The sequence below is a fragment of the Microbacterium sp. KR10-403 genome (genome assembly GCF_040196215.1).
In the GTDB taxonomy this organism is placed as follows: Bacteria; Actinomycetota; Actinomycetes; order Actinomycetales; family Microbacteriaceae; genus Microbacterium.
Genome location: NZ_JBEGDC010000003.1, coordinates 470,220 through 483,903 on the forward strand (window position 1 = coordinate 470,220; position 13,684 = coordinate 483,903).

Here is a 13,684-nt window from a genome sequence, read left to right on the forward strand (position 1 = left end):
GAAAGGGCGCGGCATCCGAAGAGTGGATGCCGCGCCCTTTCGTCGTCAGTCGACCTCCGGCATCCCGTTCCCGTCCACGACCACCGCAGCGGCCGGTGTCTCGGGCTTGGGCATGCGCGTGACCGCCGGAACGATCAGCGACACCAGCGCGATGATCCCGATGACCGTGTAGCCGAGGACGTAGTTCTGGTCCTCGCCGATGAGCGCCGCGATGATCGGCGGGCCGATGATGCCGCCCAGGCTCCAGCCGATGATCATCAGTCCGTAGATGGCGCCGGCGTGCTTGACCCCGAAGAAGTCGCCCGCCGTGGCCGGCATGGTGCCGAACCCGCCGCCGTAGCAGAGGTAGACGATCGCCGCGAGGATGAAGAACAGCACCCCGTTCGTGGCGTGCGGCACGATCAGCAGACAGACGCCCTGCAGCCCCAGCATCAGACCGAACGCGACCATGCGGCCGGTGAAGCCCGAGATCCACGCCCAGAAGATGCGGCCGCCGCCGTTGAACAGCGCGAGCACACCGACCAGGGCCGCAGCCCCGGCGACCGAGTAGCCGGCGATGTCTTTGGCGCTGGCCGCCGCCTGCGCGATCAGCGCGATGCCCACGGTGACGTTCAGCGTGAGGATCGCCGTCAGCAGATACCACTGCGGGGTGCGCAGGGCCTCCTGCTCGGTGAACTGCTTGTACGCGTCGCGCGTGCGACCGCTCACCGAGGGCTTCCACCCCGGCACCGTGTAGCCCTCCGGCGGGTTGCGGAAGAACGACGCGCCGACCACCGCCAGCACGATGTATCCGATGCCCAGCGGCAGGAACGCCCGGTTCGGCTCGGTGGGCGTCATGGCGATCAGCCACTGCGCCACGGGTGCGGTCACCACGGCGCCGAAGCCGAAGCCGGCCACGGCGAGCCCGGTGATGAGCCCGCGCTTGTCGGGGAACCACTTCTGCAGCATCGCGATCGGCACGATGTACGCGTAGCCGAGGCCGAAGCCGCTGATCACCCCGTAGCCGAGCACCAGCAGCCACAGCAGGCTCGCATCATGCGACACCGCGAACGACGCGATGAGGCATCCGATGCCGTAGATGATGCCGCCGGTGAGGGCGACCGGGCGCGGACCCGTGCGGTCCTGCACCTTGCCGCCGACGTAGCTGCCGATGAAGATCATGCCGATCGTCACCGTGAACGTCAGCGACGCCTCGGAGGTGGACAGATTCATCGTCGTCGGCTCGGCGAGCGCCTTGCCGAATACGCTCCACGCGTACACGGCTCCGATGGAGAACTGCAGAAGCAGGGCGGCGACGACGATCCACCATCGCCCGGCGGTGGGTCTATGGACTGCGGATTCCGCGCTCGAAGACATCGTTGTCCCTTCTCTCGAGGTGCGCCCGCCTGCGGATCAGGCCGACACGGCGGCTTCGGCGACCGGCTCCAGGCGGATGACGACCGACTTGGATGCCGGAGTGTTGCTGCCCAGAGCGGTGAATCCCAGGGGCACCAGCGGGTTGCCCTCCGGGAAATAGGTCGCCGCGCACCCGCGTGAGGTCGGGAACGCCACGGCCTTGAACGCCTGCACGGACCGGTCCACGCCGTCCGAGAACTCGCTGTGCACGTCGACGAGCGCGCCGTCCTCGATGCCCAGCTCGGTGAGGTCGTCGGGGTGCACGAAGATCACGCGACGGCTGCGCTTGATGCCGCGGTAGCGGTCGTTGAGGCTGTAGATCGTCGTGTTGAACTGATCGTGCGCGCGCATCGACTGCAGCAGCAGGCGCCCCGGAGGGCACTCGATGTACTCGAGGTCGTTGACCGTGATCATCGCCTTGCCGGTCGCGGTCGGGAACGTGCGCGAGTCGCGCGGTCCGTGCGGCAGGATGAACCCGTTGTCGGCCTTGAGCCGCTTGTTGAAGTCGTCGAAGCCGGGGACGACGTGCTCGATGTGGTCGCGCACGACGTCGTAGTCCTTCTCGAACGACGCCCAGTCGACCGGACCGGTGTCACCGAAGTACGCCCGTGCGATGCCGACCACGACCGACATCTCACTGCGCAGCTTGTCGGAGATCGGCTTCACCTTGCCACGGGTGGAGTGGATGGCGCAGACCGAGTCCTCGACCGTCAGCATCTGGGGTCCGGCCTCCTGCATGTCGATCTCGGTGCGACCGAGCACCGGCAGGATGATCGCCTCGTCGCCCACCGTGAGGTGGTTGCGGTTCAGCTTGGTGGACACCTGCACGTTCAGCCCCACCTTGTGGAAGCCCTCTTCGGCGGCGTGCGTGTCCGACACCGCGGACACCAGGTTGCCGCCCATCGAGATCCACACCTTGGTCTTGCCCTCGCGCATGGCCTCGACCGCCTGCACGACGTCATAGCCGTTCTCGCGCGGCGGGTCGAAGCCGAACTCGCGCTGCAGCGCATCGAGGAACTTCGGCGGCATCTGCTCCCAGATGCCCATCGTGCGGTCGCCCTGCACGTTGCTGTGGCCGCGGATCGGCGAGGCTCCTGCTCCCGGCTTGCCGATGTTGCCGCGCAGCAGCAGCAGGTTGATGACCTCCTTGATGATGCTCACGGCGTCGCGGTGCTGGGTCAGCCCCATCGCCCAGGTGATGATGACCTTGTCGGCGCGCAGGTACCGCTCGGCGAGCTCGTCGATCTGGCCGGCGGTCAGGCCGGTGGCGCGCAGCACCATCTCCGGGTCGAGGTCCTTCAGGCTCTCGCGGAACTCGTCGAGCCCCTGGCAGTGCTCGTCGAGGAACGCGTGGTCGAGCACGGTGCCCGGCTTCGCGTCCTCGGCGTCGAACACCCGCTTCGAGATGGCCTTCATCAGCCATCCGTCGCCGCCGGCGCGGATCTGCAGGTACTGGTCGGCGATGCCGGTGCCGTGGCCGATGATGCCCTTCACCTTCTGCGGGTTCTTGTAGCGGATCAGTCCCGCCTCCAGCAGGGGGTTGATCGCGACGATCTCGGCACCGGCCTCCTTGGCCTCCTCCAGCGCGGTGAGCATGCGCGGGTGGTTGGTGCCGGGGTTCTGTCCCATGATGATGATCAGATCGGCCTTGGCGAAGTCCTTGTAGGCGATCGTGTTCTTGCCGATGCCGATCGTCTGTCCCATCGCCAGGCCCGTCGACTCGTGACACATGTTCGAGCAGTCGGGCAGGTTGTTCGTGCCCATCTCGCGGGCGAACAGCTGGTAGGCGAACGCGGTCTCGTTCGCCGTGCGCCCGCTGGTGTAGAACGTGGCCTCGTTCGGCGAGTCCATGGCCTTCAGCCGGTCGGCGATGAGCGTGAACGCCTCGTCCCACGTGATGGGCCGGTAGTTGTCCTGCCCGGTGGGCTTGTAGAGCGGCTCGATGAGCCGCCCCTGCATGCCGAGCCAGTACTCCGACTTGTCCTGCAGGCTCGTGATGGAGTTCTCCGCCCAGAACGAGGTGGGGATCGTGACGGGCGTGGCCTCCCACGTGACCGCCTTCGCCCCGTTCTCGCAGAACTCGAACGTCTTGCGCTCCTCGGGATCGGCCCACGCGCAGCTCATGCAGTCGAAGCCGTCCTTCTGGTTCATGTCGGTGAGCAGGCTCAGCGCGCGTCCGACTCCCATGTCGGCCATCGCGGGCCCCATCGCGTGGGCGATGCCCGGAACCCCGGCCGCCCAGTGGCGGGGCTCCTCCACCTCCATCGCAGTGGCCGCTTCCGTGACATCCTGCACCGGTGCCTTGGCGGTCATCGTGCACTCTCCTTCATTCCGGGCCGCTCCGGTCAGGCCGGCAGCAGCGCTCTCGTTCGCACCCGGTCCGGCCGGGCATAGACGTTCATGGAATCGCCGCGCAGGAAGCCGACGAGGGTGAGCCCAGAGGTCTCGGCCATCTCCACGGCCAGCGACGACGGCGCCGAGACGGCGGAGAGGATCGGGATGCCGGCCATCACGGCCTTCTGCACGAGCTCGAAGCTCGCGCGCCCCGACACCTGCAGCACCGCCCCGCGCAACGGCAGCCGGTCGTTCAGCAGCGCCCAGCCGACGACCTTGTCGACGGCATTGTGGCGGCCGACGTCCTCACGCACGACGAGGACCTCTCCGGTGCTCGCGTCGCACAGGGCCGCCGCGTGCAGTCCGCCCGTCTTCTCGAACACGGCCTGCCGTGTGCGCAGCGCGTCGGGCAGCTCTGCCAGGACCGCCGCATCCACCGCCACCGAGTCGGTCGCGACGTCGAACGACGACGCGGTGCGCACCTGGTCGATGGATGCCGCGCCGCACACTCCGCAGGCGCTCGTGGTGTACGAGTGCCGGGCGCGTGCGGGGTCGGGCAGCGGCGTGCCGGGCACCAGCCGCACATCGAGCACGTTGTAGGTGTTGGCCTCGGTTCCCGGGCCCGAGCAGTGCATCGCGGATGCGAACTGCCCGGCGCGGGTGATGACGCCCTCCGACACGAGGAAGCCGGCCGCCAGCTCCACGTCGTCGCCGGGCGTGCGCATCGTGACGGTCAGCGGCGCGCCGCCGACTCTGATCTCCAGCGGCTCCTCGGCCGCCAGCGTGTCCATGCGCCGCACCGTCGAGGCATCCGGCTCGTCGTTTCCGACGGTGATCCGGACGATCTTCGTGCGCGTGGTGATCCTGCCCATGGCAACCTCCGGCGAGGGCGCTGCACTGCGCTCTCGATACCTCTCACCGTAGCGGTTTTCCGGGCGATCGGGGCCGATTGGATCAGACCGGTTCGAGCACGATGTCCACGCGACCGAATCCGCCCGCCGGGGGCGTCTCGCGTTCCGGTGTCGTGCCGGGCGCGAGTCGCAGCCGCCCCGCGCGCAGCAGCGCCCGCACGAGCACGACGAGTTCGAGTGTCGCGAGCGGCCGGCCGGGGCACACGTGGGGTCCCGTGCCATAGACGAGGTTCGCGGCGGCGTTGTGCACGGGCGCGAACGCGTCGGGGTCGCCGAAGACCTCCGGGTCGCGGTTGATGCTCGGCCAGTGCAGCACGACGACCTCGTCGGCGCGCACCGGGCACTCCCCCACCTGTGTGTCGGCCGTGGCACGCCGGCGGTTCGAGACGAAGGGGTCGTCGATGCGCAGCAGCTCGTCAATCGCGGCCGCCAGCGCCTCGTCGGGGGCGTCGACGAGGGCGTCCTGCAGCGCGGGGCGCACCGCGAGACCGTGCGCGACGACTCCCACGCACAGGGCGAGCGTCGACAGGTCGCCGCCGGTCCAGTTGCGCAGGATCGACACGATCTCCTCCTCGTGCAGCGTGCGTCCGTCGGCGGTGCGGGTCGCCATGAGCTCGGCGGTGACATCGGCACCGGTGGCCCAGCGGGCCACGACCAGCGCGTGCACGATCTCGTCGAAGCGCGCCGCGACCGCCGCCGTGCGCGCGCGGTCACCCGAGCGCGTTGCCGCGCGGTTGGCGGCGACCCAGTCGAGCAGCTCGTCCTCGAGCCCCGCGGGCCAGCCCAGCCACAGCGATGCGGCACGCACCGAGTACCGCGCGCCCAGCTCGCCGACGGCGTCGACGGGATGTCGCAGCTCGGGCACGAGGGCGCGGGCGAGGTCTTCGAGCCCCGGGCGCAGTCGCTGAAGGCGCGCGGGCGCGAAGAACGGGTCGAGCAGGCGCCGCGCGTCCCGATGCGCATCGCCGTCGAGTCCGTTGGGGATCTGCAGGTGCGCGGACACCCGGCTCGAGAAGGTGCCGGGGTCATGCGCGACCGCGACCGCATCGGCGTGCCGGCGCAGCACGAGGCGGCCGCGGTCGTCCCGCTCGCACATGCTCACGCTGCCGGACTCTACCGGATCGTGATCGTCGCCCCCGGCGCGATGGCCGTGCCAATGGGCAGCTGCAGCACGACCTCCGCACCGTCGGCCGTGCGTGCGAGCGCGGCGACGCTGCCCTCGCCCTCGTCGACCTGCACGACCCGCGCCAGCAAGCTTGACCGATCGTCCTTCGGCAGCGTGCCGGCGATGATCGTGATGAACGGGGTGGCCGGGGCATCCAGCACCTCACGCACCGTGCCCGTCTGAGTGACTCGACCGTCTTCGAGGATGACCAGGCGGGAGGCGAGGGATGCCGCATCCGCCGCATCGTGGGTGGCCACGAGTGCGGTCGTCTCCGTTTCATTCAGCTGCTCGGTCAGGAGCGCGCGGATGCCGCCCGCGGTCTCGGGATCGAGCGAAGTCAGGGGCTCGTCGAGCAGCAGAACACGAGGCGACGTGGCCAGCGCCCGCGCCAGGGCGACGCGCTGCTGCTGGCCACCCGACAGTTCGGAGGGCCGGCGGCCACCCAAGCCCCCCAATCCCACGCGCTCCAGCCAGACCTCGGCGTCCGCGCGCGCCGTCGCGCGCGCGGTGCCCCGCGAGCGCGGGCCGAAGGCGATGTTCTCTCGCGCGGTCAGGTGCGGGAACAGCCGCGGCTCCTGCCCGAGCAGCACGATCCCGCGATCGCGTGGCGCCACATGGGGGCCGGATGCGGCATCCATCGTCACCCCGTCGAGGTGCACGAACCCGTCATCGAGCGGGATGAAACCGGCGAGCGCACCGAACAGCGTCGACTTGCCGGTGCCGGACGGCCCCATGACCGCCACGATCTCACCGGCGTCGGCGTGCACCTCGGCCTCGAGCGTGTACCGGCCGCGGTCGACGCCCACGCGGGCATCCAGCGTCGCGCCGCTCATCCCACGCCCTCCACCGACGTCTGCGCACTGGGCGCGTTCGGGCGCCAGGCGCGCACGAGCAGCAGCACGGCGATCGCGGTCACCAGGAGCAGCAGCGAGAGCGCGACGGCCGAGGCCTGGGTGACCCCGGCACCGTTGAACGCCGTGTAGATCGCCAACGGCATGGTGCGGGTCACGCCCGGCGCATTGCCCGCGAACAGCGCTGTTGCCCCGAATTCACCGATCGCGCGTGCGAAGCAGAGGATGACGCCCGACAGCAGACCCGGCCCCGCCAGCGGCAGCGTGACGCGCCAGAAGATCGTCCAGCGGCCCGCGCCGAGCGCCGCGGCGGTCTGCTCATAGGCGACACCCGAGGTGCGCAACGCCCCCTCCAGAGCGAGCACGAGGAACGGCAGGGCGACGAACGCCTGCGCCATGATGACCGCGACGGTGGAGAACGGGATCTGCCAGCCCGTCCAGCCGAGCCAGCCCGCCCTCCCGAACAGGAACAGCAGCGACAGCCCGCCGACCATGGGCGGCAGCACGAGCGGCACCGTGATGATCGCCCGCAGGACCGAGGCCAGGCGGCCGCCCGCCCGTGCGATGAGCAGGGCGAGCGGCACGCCGAGGATGAGGCAGGCGGCGGTGGCGACAAGACCCGTCGTGAACGACAGGCGTAGCGCGTCGAGCGCCTCGGCCGACGTGATGTCGGCCCACAGCGTCGACCACTCGACCTTGCCGACCAGCGCCGCCAGCGGCAGCACGAGGAACGCGAGGCCGATCAACGCCGGGACGACGAGGATCGGCGGCGCGTATCCTCGCTGCCTCATGGCTTGTCGAATCCGAACGACGACAGGATCTCCTGGCCCTGCGAGCCGGTGATGAAGTCGACGAAGGCCTGGGCGGCCGCCTTGTTCGGGGCATCCTTCAGCACGACGATCGGGTACGAGTTGACGACCTGATCGGCGCCGTCGGGCGTGAACGAGGTGACCTGGTCACCCGCCGACTTCGCGTCGGTCTTGTAGACGAGCCCGGCATCGGCCTCGTCGTTCTCGACCTTCGTGAGCACGGCGGTCACGTTCTGCTCCTCACTGGCGGGGGTCACGCTGACACCCTCGTTCTTCAGCAGGGTCTGGGACGCCGCGCCGCAGGGCACCTCGGGGGCGCAGAGAACGACCTTGAGGTCCTTGTTCGCGAGGTCGGCCAACGTCGTGACATTGCCGGGGTTGTCCGCGGGTGTGACGACGACGAGCGTGTTCTTCGCGAAGATCACCGGGTCGCTGGCCAGGCCGGGATCGGTGACCTTCGTCATGTTGGCCTCGTCCGCGGACGCGAACACATCCACTGCGGCGCCGCCGTTGATCTGCGTGGCCAGGGTGCTCGAACCGTCGTAGTTCGCGGTGACCTTCACGTCGGGGTGCGCGGACTCGAACTCGCTGATGGCCTTGTCGAAGGCGCCTTGCAGCGAGGCCGCGGCCGAGACCGCGACGTTTCCGCTCAGGGTGTCGGCGGCCGCGCTGTCGCTCGGCTCGGCGGAGGATGTGCTCCCGCAGCCCGTCAGCAGAAGGGCGAGGGATGCCGCTGCAGCAGCGGCGAAGACGGTCATACGGCGCATGTGATTGCTCTCTCTCAGGTGATGCGGTCGTCAGCCGCGCGGTGTCTCGACGATGACGGTCGTGGCCTTCACGACCGCGACGGCCAGGGATCCGACCTCCAGGCCCAGGTCCTCGACGGCCTCGGCCGTCATGAGCGACACGATCCGGTGGGACCCCGCCTGGATGTCGACCTGCGCGCACACCCCGTCGGCGATGACGCGGGTGACCAGGCCGGTGAACCTGTTGCGGGCGCTGGAGAGCACATCGGTCGGGTCCTCCGCAGCCTTGGCGAGTTCCACGGCACGCTGCGCCAGCGCCCGCCCGGGGATCTCGGCCGGGCTCGCATCCGTCACGGGGAGCACGCCCTGCTCCACCCAGCGGCGCACGGTGTCATCGCTGACGCCCAGCAGGCGGGCGGCATGCGAGATCTTGTAGCTTGCGGGCATGAGGCCAAACTAGCATCGCGCATGCGGGTGTTGAACCGTGTTTATTCCGCATTCGCGGAGCACGGGTATTTCCGGTCGCCTCCGGCCCGCGGCGCCCCCGTGCTGGTTACGCTGAGACCATGCTGCCCCCGCTGGTCGAGCCCGTCGCCGCACTGAGCGACGCCGAGCAGACGCGCACCGCACGCCATGTGCGCCTGGCCGGATTCGGCTCCGACGGGCAGCGGCGCCTCGCCGCCGCGCGGGTGGGCGTGATCGGCGCCGGCGGGCTGGGCTCGCCCGTGATCCTCGCCCTCTCGGCGGCCGGTGTCGGCGAGCTCGTGGTCTTCGACGACGACGAGGTCGACGCATCCAATCTGCAGCGGCAGGTCATCCATCGCCGGCAGGACGTCGGCCGGCCCAAGACCGACAGCGCCGAGCGCGTGGCGGCCGAGAGATCCGAGACGCGCGTACGAGCGGTGCGCAGCCGTCTCACCCACGACAACGCGGCCGGGCTGCTGGCCGGCGTCGACCTCGTGCTCGACGGCACCGACTCGTTCGAGAGCCGCGAGATCATCGCCGCCGCGTGCGAGCGGCTCGGACTGCCGCTCGTGTGGGGCACCGTGCAGGAGTTCGCCGGACTCGTGACCGTCTTCTGGCCGGCGCCGCCGGCACCCGCCGAGCCCGTGCGGCTGCGCGACCTGTATCCGTCGGGCAGCGAGGCACCGGCCTGCTCGGCGGTCGGCGTGCTGGGCCCCGTGTGCCTGCAGGTGGGCGCGCTCATGGCGACCGAGGCCGTCAAGCTCATCACCGGCATCGGCCGCCCGCTGCTGGGCCGGGTCGCGCTCATCGATGCGCTGGCCGGCACGCAGCGCGAGGCGCCGCTGCGGGCGACGCGCACGACGGGTGTCCCCGGGGCCACACCGGCGCGCGCCGCTCTGATCGCCGAGGTCGATGATCCCGGCGAGGCCGACGTCGTCATCGACGTGCGCGAAGACGCCGAGGTCGCGAGCGGCATGCTGCCGGGCGCGCGGCATGTGCCGCTGCGGACGCTCCTGGGCGATGCCACCGGCGTCGCAGGCGCCCTGGGCGGGCAGCCCGCCGTGCTGGTGTGCCAGGTCGGGGTGCGCGCCCATACTGCGGCGCGCGCGCTGCAGGCCGCCGGCGCCGACGTCACGGTGCTGCGCGGAGGGATGGACGGGTTCAACGCCCGACGAAAGGAGCACGCATGATCACGGTCGAGGCGCATCGGGCGCGGATCCTCGCGGCGGTGCGGCCCCTCGAGGCCGTCACCGTTCCGGTCGCCGCGGCGCTCGGCCGGGTGCTGCGCGAACCCGTGCGCTCGGCGGTCGATCTGCCGCTGTTCGACAACTCGGCCATGGACGGCTTCGCCGTGCACCACGCGGACGTGGCTGCGGCATCCCCCGACTCCCCGGTCACCCTCGAGGTCGTCGCCGATCTGCCGGCGGGCACCTCGCTGAACCCGCCGATCGCGCGGGGGCAGGCGGCGCGCATCATGACGGGTGCGCCGTTCCCGTCCGCGGCCGACACCGTCGTGCCGTTCGAAGACACCGCCGGCGGTCTCGCCGACTCGCTCGGGACCGCGACCGTGGTGGCTGCTCCCCGTGCGCTCGGCATGCACATCCGCCCCCGCGGCGAGGAGTGCCGGGCCGGCGACGAGATCCTCCCGACGGGGCTCGTGCTGGGCGGACGGCAGCTGGCCTCGGCCGCGGCCGCCGGCGTCACCGAGGTGGTCGTCTCGCGCGTGCCGCGCGTGGCCGTCATCTCCACCGGAGACGAGCTGCGCCCGCCGGGTGCACCGCTCGAGCACGGGCAGATCCCCGAGTCCAACAGCACGCTGCTCGACGGTCTGTGCCGCGAGAACGGCGCCGAGGTCGTGCTGCGCGCGCAGGTGACCGACGACGGGGATGGACTGCAGCGAGCGCTCGACGAGGCGTCCGGGCTGGGCGCCGACGTCGTCATCACGTCGGGCGGCGTGAGCGCGGGCGCCTACGAGGTCGTGCGCAACGTGGCCCCGATGCGGTTCGAGAAGGTCGCGATGCAGCCGGGCAAGCCGCAGGGCTTCGGCGCCGGCGATCCGCTGCTGTTCGGACTGCCCGGCAACCCGGTGAGCGTCGCGGTGTCCTTCGAGGTCTTCGTGCGGCCCGCTCTGCTCGCGATGCAGGGCGCGGCGGTGCTCGACCGGCTGATCCTGCCGATGCGCGTGCTCGAGGCGTGGCGAACCCCCGCCGAGCGCCGTCAGTACCGGCCCGTCGTCGTCACCCGCGAGGGCGTGCGACCCGCGTCGTCGGGCGGTTCGCACCTGGCCGCGAGCCTCGGCCGCGCCGACGCGTATGCCATCGTCCCCGCCGACGTCGATGCCGTCGCCGTGGGTGACCTCGTGGATGTCATGCTGATCTCATGACTTCCGCGCCCGACCCCGCCGCCGCCTCCGCCTCCGTGAGCTTCACTCATCTCGACGCCGCCGGCCATGCCCGCATGGTCGACGTCACCGAGAAGCAGCCGACGGTCCGCTCGGCGACCGCGCGCGGCTCGGTGCGCTGCGCGGAGCACGTCGTGGCCGCCCTTCGCGACGGCAGCGTCCCCAAGGGCGACGTGCTGGCGGTGGCCCGCATCGCAGGGATCGCCGGCGCCAAGCGCACTCCCGAGCTGCTGCCGCTCGCGCATGTCATCGGGGTGCACGGAGCGGTCGTCGACCTGCAGATCACCGACACGGGTGTCGACATCGAGGCCACCGTGCGCACCGCCGACCGCACCGGCGTCGAGATGGAGGCTCTCACCGCGGTGTCGGTCGCGGCCCTCGCCGTCGTCGACATGGTCAAGGGACTCGACAAGTCGACCTCGATCGCCGACGTGCGCCTGATCGCGAAGACCGGCGGCAAGTCGGGCGCATGGACCAGACCCGAGCAGCGATGACCGCGCAGCCATGACCGACCAGAAGACCTACGGAGCGGTCCTCCTTGCGGGCGGACGCGCCTCCCGCATGGGCGGTGTCGACAAACCGCGCCTGGTCGTCGACGGCGTGAGCATGCTCGACCGCGCGATCACCGCGATGCGCGAGGTCGGCGCCGCGCCGATCGTCGTCGCGGGGCCGGCGGAGGCCCCCGTCACGGGCGTCGAATGGGTTCGCGAGGACCCGCCGTTCACCGGCCCGGCGGCCGCCGTCGTGGCCGCGCTCGCTGCGACCGCGGCGGCGCCCGCCCCCGATCCGGACTGGACGTTCGTTCTGGCATGCGACCTCCCCCGCGTCGATGCGGCCGTGCGGCAGCTGGTGGCCGACATCCTGCTCCTGCCCTCCGACACCGAGGGCGCGTGCCTGTCGGATGAGACCGGGCGCCCGCAGTGGCTGACCGGGGTCTATCGCACGTCCGCGCTGCGGCGGGCCGCCGCATCCCTCCCCGACGAGGGCCGCGACCAGTCGATGCGCGCGCTGTTCGCCGACGTCGCCATCGCGACGCTGGAGGACCGCGCGGACGGCGCCCACGACATCGACACGTGGGAGGATTTCAGAAGGTTCACGAAGGAGGACGAATGAGCGAGCACCTGCCCCCCGAGGCCCTGGACGAATGGGCCGACGCACTGCGTGAGCGGTTCGATCTGACCCAGGAGGACGTGCCGATCGCGCTCGTCCTCAAGCTCGCCAAGGACGTCGCCGACGGCGTCGCGCGCCCCGCGGCTCCGTTCAGCGCGTTCGTCGCCGGCCTGATCGCCGGTCGCGCCGGCGGTTCGCCCGACGACATCAAGAACTCGGTCGACGCGGTCTCACAGCTCGCCTCTACCTGGAAGGCGTGATGGCACAGGTCCGGTTCTTCGCCGCGGCCGAGGAGGCCGCGGGCTCGGCCGAGCGCGTCGTCGACGCGCCCGACCTGGGGGCGCTGCGCGCGACGCTGACCGCCGAGTATCCGGCGCTCGCGGCGATCCTGTCGAAGTGCTCGGTTCTCGTCGACGGATCGCGCGTCGACGACGCCGAGCCGCTCCCGGCGGGTGCCGTGGTCGACGTGCTGCCCCCGTTCGCCGGCGGCTGAGACCCGGTCAGGCCGGTCGAGCCGGTCAGACCGGTCGGGTCAGCCGCCCAGGCCCTTCCAGTTCGTGGTGCCGTCGGCCTCGATCTGCCGCTTCCAGATCGGCAGGCTGTGCTTGATCGACTCGATCAGCGTGCGCGAGACCTCGTACGCCTCGCCGCGGTGCGCGGCGGCGACCACGACCACCACGGCGAGGTCGCCGACCTCGAGCCGGCCGATGCGGTGGCTCGCCGCGACGATCGCGCCGGTGTCGCCGACCGCCTCCTCGCACAGCCGCACGAGCGTCTTCTCCGCATCGGGGTGCGACGAGTACTCCAGCGCGACGACGCCGGACGCGGCATCCGGATCATGGTCACGCACCCGTCCCGTGAACGTGATCTCCGCCCCCATGTGCGGGTCGTCGACGGCGGCGACGTGGGCGGCGACGTCGAGCGGCTCGGTGCTGATCTGCGCGAGGCGGACGGTCACCGTTCCTCGCCTTGATGGTGATCGGCGTGGCGGTGATCGGCGCCCTGCAGCTGCCCGAGCACGTGCGCGGCGACCCCGACGATCACCGGCATGCCCGCCTCGACGGCCGTGGGCGCACCGGGCAGGTTGACGACGAACGCGCCCTCGGCGATGCCGGCGATGCCGCGCGAGAGCATCCCCGCGGGCTTCTCGGCCGTCGCGCGTCGCCGGAGCTCTTCGGCGATGCCGGGGATGCGCCGGGTGATGAGCCGGTCGGCCCCCTCCGGCGTCTCGTCGCGCGGGCCGACGCCCGTCCCGCCGGTCGTGACGATGATGCGGATGCCGTCGGTCAGCGCCGCACGGATGGCGGCCTCGACCTCATCCGCCCCGTCGGGGATGACGATCGGCTCGTCGCAGACGAAGCCCGCCTCGCGCAGGGCGGCCACGGCGATGGGCCCGCTGAGGTCTTCTCGTTCGCCCCGTGAGGAGCGGTCCGACACGGTGATCACTGCTGCGGCGTACGGCATGGCACCAGCCTATGCCGCGCGCCGCACGCACGG

The 13,684-nt window shown here is 71.2% G+C and carries 16 protein-coding genes; 6 read left to right on the top strand and 10 right to left on the bottom strand.

From position 1 onward, the window contains the following. Positions 1-45 precede the first annotated feature (45 nt). The 8 genes from ABMQ42_RS08975 to ABMQ42_RS09010 all read right to left on the bottom strand — a co-directional run bounded on the left by ABMQ42_RS08975 (position 46) and on the right by ABMQ42_RS09010 (position 8,658). The gene (locus ABMQ42_RS08975; RefSeq protein ID WP_349722630.1) at positions 46-1,356 is read right to left on the bottom strand and encodes an L-lactate MFS transporter; all 1,311 of its coding nucleotides are present in this window, start codon (positions 1,354-1,356) and stop codon (positions 46-48) included. 36 nt (positions 1,357-1,392) lie between these two features. Further along, complete coding sequence (locus tag ABMQ42_RS08980) at positions 1,393-3,708, bottom strand: FdhF/YdeP family oxidoreductase (protein WP_349722631.1); 2,316 nt, start codon at positions 3,706-3,708, stop codon at positions 1,393-1,395. A 32-nt stretch (positions 3,709-3,740) separates the two neighbouring features. Then, complete coding sequence (fdhD, locus tag ABMQ42_RS08985; RefSeq protein ID WP_349722632.1) at positions 3,741-4,601, bottom strand: formate dehydrogenase accessory sulfurtransferase FdhD; 861 nt, start codon at positions 4,599-4,601, stop codon at positions 3,741-3,743. 82 nt (positions 4,602-4,683) lie between these two features. Continuing rightward, positions 4,684-5,736, bottom strand: coding sequence for a cytochrome P450 (locus tag ABMQ42_RS08990; RefSeq protein ID WP_349722721.1), 1,053 nt, complete (start codon positions 5,734-5,736; stop codon positions 4,684-4,686). Between the two features lie 17 nt (positions 5,737-5,753). Beyond that, the gene (locus tag ABMQ42_RS08995; protein ID WP_349722633.1) at positions 5,754-6,638 is read right to left on the bottom strand and encodes an ABC transporter ATP-binding protein; all 885 of its coding nucleotides are present in this window, start codon (positions 6,636-6,638) and stop codon (positions 5,754-5,756) included. After that, a complete protein-coding gene (locus tag ABMQ42_RS09000; protein WP_349722634.1) occupies positions 6,635-7,447 on the bottom strand; it encodes an ABC transporter permease in 813 nt (270 codons plus the stop codon). The genes ABMQ42_RS08995 and ABMQ42_RS09000 overlap by 4 nt, the downstream gene beginning before the upstream one ends. Continuing rightward, complete coding sequence (gene modA, locus ABMQ42_RS09005; RefSeq protein WP_349722635.1) at positions 7,444-8,232, bottom strand: molybdate ABC transporter substrate-binding protein; 789 nt, start codon at positions 8,230-8,232, stop codon at positions 7,444-7,446. Before modA ends, ABMQ42_RS09000 begins: the two co-directional genes overlap by 4 nt. Before the next feature lie 30 nt (positions 8,233-8,262). After that, on the bottom strand, positions 8,263-8,658 hold the full coding sequence (locus ABMQ42_RS09010) for a TOBE domain-containing protein (protein WP_349722636.1): 396 nt from the start codon (positions 8,656-8,658) through the stop codon (positions 8,263-8,265). A 119-nt stretch (positions 8,659-8,777) separates the two neighbouring features. Between ABMQ42_RS09010 and ABMQ42_RS09015 the strand changes: the two genes are divergently transcribed. The 6 genes from ABMQ42_RS09015 to ABMQ42_RS09040 are packed head-to-tail and all read left to right on the top strand — an operon-like array spanning position 8,778 to position 12,680. Continuing rightward, positions 8,778-9,866 carry a ThiF family adenylyltransferase gene (locus tag ABMQ42_RS09015; RefSeq protein ID WP_349722637.1) on the top strand — a complete coding sequence of 363 codons (1,089 nt, stop codon included), beginning with the start codon at positions 8,778-8,780 and terminating at the stop codon, positions 9,864-9,866. Continuing rightward, complete coding sequence (locus ABMQ42_RS09020; RefSeq protein ID WP_349722638.1) at positions 9,863-11,059, top strand: molybdopterin molybdotransferase MoeA; 1,197 nt, start codon at positions 9,863-9,865, stop codon at positions 11,057-11,059. The genes ABMQ42_RS09015 and ABMQ42_RS09020 overlap by 4 nt, the downstream gene beginning before the upstream one ends. After that, positions 11,056-11,571, top strand: a complete 516-nt coding sequence (gene moaC / locus ABMQ42_RS09025; RefSeq protein WP_349722639.1) for a cyclic pyranopterin monophosphate synthase MoaC — start codon at positions 11,056-11,058, stop codon at positions 11,569-11,571. The genes ABMQ42_RS09020 and moaC overlap by 4 nt, the downstream gene beginning before the upstream one ends. 10 nt (positions 11,572-11,581) lie before the next feature. After that, complete coding sequence (gene mobA, locus ABMQ42_RS09030; RefSeq protein WP_349722640.1) at positions 11,582-12,190, top strand: molybdenum cofactor guanylyltransferase; 609 nt, start codon at positions 11,582-11,584, stop codon at positions 12,188-12,190. After that, entirely contained in the window at positions 12,187-12,447 is a 261-nt protein-coding gene (locus ABMQ42_RS09035) for a DUF6457 domain-containing protein (protein WP_349722641.1), read from the top strand. The genes mobA and ABMQ42_RS09035 overlap by 4 nt, the downstream gene beginning before the upstream one ends. Beyond that, entirely contained in the window at positions 12,447-12,680 is a 234-nt protein-coding gene (locus ABMQ42_RS09040; protein ID WP_349722642.1) for a MoaD/ThiS family protein, read from the top strand. The genes ABMQ42_RS09035 and ABMQ42_RS09040 overlap by 1 nt, the downstream gene beginning before the upstream one ends. A gap of 39 nt (positions 12,681-12,719) precedes the next feature. On the opposite strand, the gene ABMQ42_RS09045 is transcribed toward ABMQ42_RS09040, so the two are convergent. Both ABMQ42_RS09045 and ABMQ42_RS09050 read right to left on the bottom strand, forming a co-directional pair. Then, complete coding sequence (locus ABMQ42_RS09045) at positions 12,720-13,145, bottom strand: molybdenum cofactor biosynthesis protein MoaE (RefSeq protein ID WP_349722643.1); 426 nt, start codon at positions 13,143-13,145, stop codon at positions 12,720-12,722. Then, positions 13,142-13,651: a MogA/MoaB family molybdenum cofactor biosynthesis protein gene (locus ABMQ42_RS09050; protein ID WP_349722644.1), complete on the bottom strand. Its 510-nt coding sequence runs from the start codon at positions 13,649-13,651 to the stop codon at positions 13,142-13,144. Before ABMQ42_RS09050 ends, ABMQ42_RS09045 begins: the two co-directional genes overlap by 4 nt. Positions 13,652-13,684: the final 33 nt, after the last annotated feature.